At 54.7% G+C, this 6410-nt stretch carries 5 protein-coding genes; 4 read left to right on the forward strand and 1 reads right to left on the reverse strand.

The genetic code is table 11. From position 1 onward, the window contains the following. The first annotated feature begins 141 nt into the window (after positions 1 to 141). A complete protein-coding gene (gene dusA, locus AC4IHP_RS27030; protein WP_490833200.1) occupies positions 142 to 1128 on the forward strand; it encodes a tRNA dihydrouridine(20/20a) synthase DusA in 987 nt (328 codons plus the stop codon). Between the two features lie 49 nt (positions 1129 to 1177). Here dusA and AC4IHP_RS27035 read toward each other — a convergent pair whose 3' ends face one another. Then, complete coding sequence (locus tag AC4IHP_RS27035; protein ID WP_490833201.1) at positions 1178 to 2011, reverse strand: undecaprenyl-diphosphate phosphatase; 834 nt, start codon at positions 2009 to 2011, stop codon at positions 1178 to 1180. A 570-nt stretch (positions 2012 to 2581) separates the two neighbouring features. Between AC4IHP_RS27035 and AC4IHP_RS27040 the strand changes: the two genes are divergently transcribed. The 3 genes from AC4IHP_RS27040 (at position 2582) to AC4IHP_RS27050 (ending at position 6042) form a co-directional block, all read left to right on the forward strand. Next, entirely contained in the window at positions 2582 to 3322 is a 741-nt protein-coding gene (locus AC4IHP_RS27040; RefSeq protein ID WP_490833202.1) for a winged helix-turn-helix domain-containing protein, read from the forward strand. 277 nt (positions 3323 to 3599) lie between these two features. Further along, complete coding sequence (locus AC4IHP_RS27045) at positions 3600 to 4259, forward strand: winged helix-turn-helix domain-containing protein (RefSeq protein WP_490833203.1); 660 nt, start codon at positions 3600 to 3602, stop codon at positions 4257 to 4259. 388 nt (positions 4260 to 4647) lie between these two features. Beyond that, positions 4648 to 6042: an undecaprenyl-phosphate glucose phosphotransferase gene (locus tag AC4IHP_RS27050; protein ID WP_460120353.1), complete on the forward strand. Its 1395-nt coding sequence runs from the start codon at positions 4648 to 4650 to the stop codon at positions 6040 to 6042. The last annotated feature ends 368 nt before the right edge of the window (positions 6043 to 6410 follow it).

A 6410-nucleotide genomic window follows, 5' to 3' on the forward strand; every position in this document is an offset into this window, starting at 1 on the left:
GTGCAACGTCAACCAAAGATCCGCCGATCAGCCGGAGCGTCCGCGTCCGGCCTGAACAGATAACGCCGCTGTACGGATCATTGCCTGTCCGTAATCCTGATAAACTCTTGCGCCTTCGCCTTCTTGATCCAGATTCCTTACATGTCCCTACAACCCGCCCCACTCTCCCGCCGTTTTTCCGTCGCCCCGATGATGGATTGGACGGACCGCCATTGCCGTTTCTTCCTACGCCTCCTGTCGAAGAACGCCCTGCTCTACACCGAAATGGTCACCACCGGCGCTCTGCTCAACGGCGATTACGAACGTTTCCTCCGTCACAACGAGGCCGAGCACCCGCTCGCGCTGCAACTCGGCGGTAGCGTTCCGCTTGATCTGGCCGCCTGCGCGCGCATGGCGCAGGAGCACGGTTACGACGAGGTGAACCTGAACGTCGGCTGCCCGAGTGATCGTGTGCAAAACAACATGATCGGCGCGTGCCTGATGGGGCATCCGCAGTTGGTGGCCGATTGTGTGAAGGCGATGCGTGATGCGGTGTCGATTCCGGTGACGGTGAAGCACCGGATCGGCATCAACGGGCGCGACAGTTATGCCGAGCTGTGCGATTTCGTCGGCACAGTGCGGGATGCCGGGTGCACGAGTTTTACCGTGCATGCGCGGATTGCGATTCTCGAAGGGTTGTCGCCGAAGGAGAATCGCGACATTCCGCCGTTGCGCTATGACGTGGCGGCGCAGTTGAAGGCGGATTTTCCTGAACTGGAGATCGTGCTGAACGGCGGGATCAAGACCATGGAAGCCTGCCATGAGCATCTGCAAACGTTTGACGGCGTGATGCTCGGGCGTGAGGCTTATCACAATCCGTATTTGCTGGCGGATGTCGATCAGCAGTTGTTCGGTAGTTCGGCGCCAGTGATTAGCCGGGCGGAGGCGCTCGCACAGTTACGGCCGTATATCGCCGAGCATTTGCTGGCCGGTGGCGCGATGCATCACATCACGCGGCATGTGCTGGGCCTGGGCACCGGTTTCCCCGGGGCGCGCAAGTTTCGGCAGTTGTTGTCCGTGGATATTCACAAGGCCAAGGATCCGCTGGCGTTGCTGGATCAGGCGGCGGAGTTGCTTGAAGGGCGTTGATGCCCTCCCCTCATTCAGCCAGGCGGTGTGAGTCGCCTGGCTTGACGCCTCAAGCGGCCGCAGCCGCCGTCCAGTTCACCCAGCCAAACAGCCAAGTCGCCAGAATCAACAAACCAAAACCGATCCGGTACCACGCGAACGCGGCATAGCTGTGGTTGGCGATAAATTTCAGCAGGCCACGCACGGCGATCATCGCGAAGATGAACGCGGTGACAAAACCGAGGGCGAAGACTGGCAGGTCGTTGGGTTGGAAGAGGTCGCGGTATTTGTAGCCGGAATAAACGGCGGCGCCGACCATGGTCGGCATGGCGAGGAAGAACGAGAATTCGGTGGCGGCTTTGCGCGAGAGGCCGAAGAGCAGCCCGCCGATGATGGTCGAGCCGGAGCGCGAGGTGCCGGGAATCATCGCCAGGCATTGTACGAAACCGACTTTCAGTGCGTGAGACCAGCGCATGTCGTCGACATGTTCGACGCTGACTACATGGCTGCGGTGTTCGGCCCACAACATGACAATACCGCCCACAACCAGGGCGACCGCAACGGTGATCGGATTGAACAGATATTCATGAATCGCGTCGGCGAATAACACGCCGAGGATAACGGCGGGGAAAAACGCGATCAGCAGATTAAGGGTGAAACGTTGTGCGTTGCGCTCGCTGGGCAGGCCTTTGACAATCTCGAAGATCTTCGGACGAAACTCCCAGACCACAGCAAGAATGGCCCCCAGTTGAATAATGATGTTGAACGCCATCGCGCGCTCACCACCGAATTCGAGCAGGTCGGCGACAATAATCTGGTGGCCGGTACTCGAGATCGGCAAGAACTCGGTCAAGCCTTCTACCGCGCCCAATATCAACACCTGGAAAAGGGTCCAGAAATCCATTAATCCTCCGTCAGAGCACTCAGGGTGAGCGACCAGTCAATAACACTCGGGGTTGAGTATCTGAGTTACACAATTGGCGCATATGAAGATCAAAAGATCGCAGCCTTCGGCAGCTCCTGCATTTGAAATGCATTTCCCTGTAGGAGCTGCCGAAGGCTGCGATCTTTTGATTTCGAAGAATAGGTGTAACGGACTGCCACACTCAAGTCATGTTAGTAATCGTCGGCCGACGAACTAAACGGAAAAAATTTACTTCTATTACAACAAATATTTCAGTTCAGATATGAAGTGTGATCAACTTCACATATTGCCGACATGGCCAATCAATGGCAAAAGGACATAGACAAAGCCATCGCCACAAGCTCAAAATAGTGGCACCATTGCATATAGCCATCACTTACCCATTAGTTCACAAGCCCGAGGAAATCAACTAAAAGCCTGAAAAGCTTAGTTATTGTTAGAAAACTCGGGAGACACGTCTAAAATCCGCGTAAATGTTACCAATTGTCAGTCACAGATGAGAACCGGTGCTTTAACATCCCGATGTCAGCACCTAATTCGAGTCAACGCATGATGCTCTCAGGGAACTTGGCGACTAGAAGTCCGCGCCCGACAAATGATGAATCCGGTGTTCTTGCTCTGGGTCGTACCTTGGGTGTGGCTGATCGCTTTATAACGCTGATCGCAAAGCACGTGCAGTCCGAGATGGTCTTGGAAACAGGTGCTTTCAACGCTTCATATAAGCAGCAACGTTACATCGGTTCCTATCGCGCGATTTTCCTCGTCATCGATAATCCACAGACCCTCGAAGATAATCTGGCAGCGATCCAGAGCTTGCGCGAAGCAAACTTGAAGCCGCTTATTTGCGCGATCATTACCGGCCGTGGCGCTGTCAACAAGATCAAGTATTACCTCGCTGGCGCTGATGCCTGTATCAAGCTCAGCACATTGGGCGAGGACAGCGACGAGTTGCTGAAGGAGTTTTTCAACAGCGAAGACTGGCAGCGAGATATCAATCTGACACTTGATCCGACGCGGATCTGCCTGATGGACAGTCGGCGCAAACTCGATATCTCTTTTGCCGAGATGAAGATCCTCGAGGCCTTTGCGCAAACCGCCAATCACATTCTGAGCCATGATGAAATCGCCAGTATCATGGGCCTCAACGCCAATTTCTACGATCCTCGGGCACTGGAAAAATCAATCAGCCGCTTGCGTGGAAAAATCAAGGACATGTATGGTACGAACGCGATTCAGAGCATCCGCGGCTACGGCTATCGCCTGATGCGGGGTCTGATATCGACTGCCTGAGTCTCGGGCAGTCTTCCATTTTGCATACGAACGAAGGATCGTCTGATGCAGCCATATCGTTTCAATTGCACTTCATACTTATTAAAACTCAAGCACTTGAATGAGCACGGCGTCACGCCGCATAACAATAAAACTCCATAACATAGCAGCAGATCGAGTGGAATTTATCGACGGCCATTTTCGGCCCGAACCCTGCCTACGATTACTTCCGAGGAAGTCATTGCTCGCCTGCCGATTTATCTTTTAGCCAATTTTGGTGTGTATTTAGGAGAGAGACATGGAAACGAGTACAACCCTCCCCAGAAAATATTTTGTTGTTGTGACGCACAGCACAACGTCGCAACGCGAACTGGAAAGCATTTTGTCCAGTGAGCGTTTCAATTCGTTTGGCACGTCGCAGGCACAAATGTTTGTTGAAGGTGTTGCTTCGCCCTCTTCCGCCCCGATGGTCATGGAGTTCAGTTACCCAAGCCTCAGTCGAAAAAATGTTGCGCGCAGTATCGAACACGATACTCAACGCATACTGGCCACGCTTGAAAATGAATGGCGGGCTGCGCAAACAGACAATCCGTTCCAAAGCTTCCCGACGACCACTGCAGAACGAGCCCATATCTCGAATGTCAGTGAGAGTACTGAGTCCGGCAGCGACACCTGGCATCTTGATGATGAACAGGGTGTATTGCTCAAGGACACCATTGCGATCAGCCTGACTGGTCTGGAAACCGCTCTGGTCAGAAAAATGCTGAGCCATGAAGAGCGTGTGGTCAGTCGCGATGACCTGATCATCAGTATTGGCCGGGAACCCGAGCAATACCGCGGTCTGGAGATGTGCTTGAGCCGCTTGCAGGACAAGTTCAAAAGCGCGAGTAATGGTGAGCGATTGTTCCGTGCCGTAAGAAATCGCGGATATTGCCTGATCCAGGAAGTCGTCGCGTAATCACAGGCGACACTCAAACCGAGACAAACAGATATAAAGTGCGACTACAACAACAAGAAGAGCACTCTGTTTGGTTTTCTCTCCCTGATTCGATAAAAGCTTCCTGCCTCCACCCTTCAACAGTAACAAATACGCCCCCTTCTTTTCATCCCCCGCTCTACGACCTTTTCTAACAGCCATCTATTTAATTATTAAAAGTTGGCACTGTGCCATCTTGTTAGAACTCGTCAGACACCATTCCCGGCAATAACTTAGTCTATTGGCTGACGACAGTTCGGCTCTCGATGTTGTTACCTCAAGACACTCGCTAAAACAAGAACAATAAGTCTGCATAACAACTCGGCTTTCAACTGTTGAAACCTGAATGGACGTCTTTTGGGGATATCGTATGGATCTTTCTCTCAGTATCAATCGAAGCACGGGCCTCAAGGGACTGACCTTTTGGGGCCAATGGGCGCTGGCACAGGCTTTCGTTGTGACGCTGCTGTTCATCCTCGCTGAACAGCACACCGGCACCGTCGCGTTCTACTACCGAATGTGCGCCACCCTCGCCGTCCTGGCCTCGGTGCCGGCTTACACATTCAGCGGCGTTTATCGCAAACGCGACAACTACCTGACCGGCCTCGGCCGCTTGTTCATGGGCTGGTCGATGACCATGGCCGCGCTGGCGTGCATCGCCTTTGTCTGCCAGGCCGATGAGCTGTTTTCCCGCCAGGTAATTCTGAGCTGGGCGGTGTATGGCTTCCTCGGTCAGGCGTTCCTCTACGCGCCGCTGCATGCGTTTTCCAAGTACTACCAGCGTTCGCGTAAAAGCGAACACCGGACGCTGATTGTCGGCACCGGCGAACTGGCGCTGGGCCTGGCGAAAAAGCTCAGCCAGCTGGAAAACCTGCCGCTGATTGGCCTGGTCAGTAACGGTGACAAACCGGTCCTCACGTCCGACGCACCGCGTGTCGTTGGCGCTCAGGACGAGTTGCTCGAACTGATCGAGGCCCACGACATCCGCCGCCTCTACATCACCCTGCCGCTGTGCGAAGCCGCGAAAATCGAAGCGATGTATGTCGATTTGCTCGGCGCCAACGTCGATGTCGTGTGGGTGCCGGACTTGAACAGCCTGACCCTGCTCAACCACTCGGTGAAAGTCGTGGACGGTTTGCCGGCGATCTACTTGAACGAGAGCCCGCTGACCAGCCGCCCGACCGCTGCGCTGAGCAAAAGTCTGGTTGAGAAAACCGTCGCATTCCTGGCGATCATTGCCCTCAGTCCGCTGCTGTTGATCATCGCTCTCGCGGTAAAACTCAACTCGCCCGGCCCGGTGTTTTTCAAGCAGGACCGCCATGGCTGGAACGGCAAGGTGATCAAGGTCTGGAAATTCCGCTCGATGCGTGTCCACGATGACCGCGAAGTGAAACAGGCCAGCCGTAATGACTCGCGCATTACCGCAGTAGGCCGCTTTATCCGCCGCACTTCGCTGGATGAGTTGCCGCAACTGTTCAACGTGTTGCAGGGGCATATGGCACTGGTAGGTCCGCGACCGCATGCGGTGGCGCACAACAATTACTACTCGGGCAAGATCCTCGCTTACATGGCGCGTCACCGAATCAAACCGGGCATCACTGGCCTGGCGCAGATCAGCGGCTGCCGGGGTGAGACCGATACCATCGACAAGATGCAGAAGCGTGTCGAGATTGACCTGCAGTACATCAACAGCTGGTCGTTGTGGCTGGATCTGAAGATCCTGGTGAAGACGCCGTTTACGTTGTTGTCGAAGGACATTTACTGAGGTTCAGTGCTTCAGATCGCAAGGGGACGAAAGTCCCCTTTTTTGTGCGCGGGATTTGGGTAACCGGTATGGATTACAGGCTCACTCCCACAGGGATTCGGGTGATGACCAGGATTTGTGGCGTGATGTCGATTTACTGTGGGAGCGAGCCTGCCCGCGAAAGCGCTGGGTCAGATGATGAAGATGGTGGATGTGCCGGCGCCTTCGCGGGCAAGCCCGCTCCCACAGGGAGTTTGGGTGATGACCAGGATGTGTGGCGTGATGCCGTCCAAGTGTGGGAGCGAGCCTGCTCGCGAAAGCGCTGGGTCAGATGATGAAGATGGTGGATGTGCCGGCGCCTTCGCGGGCAAGCCCGCTCCCACAGGGAG

Source organism: Pseudomonas sp. UF-293 (assembly GCF_058245595.1).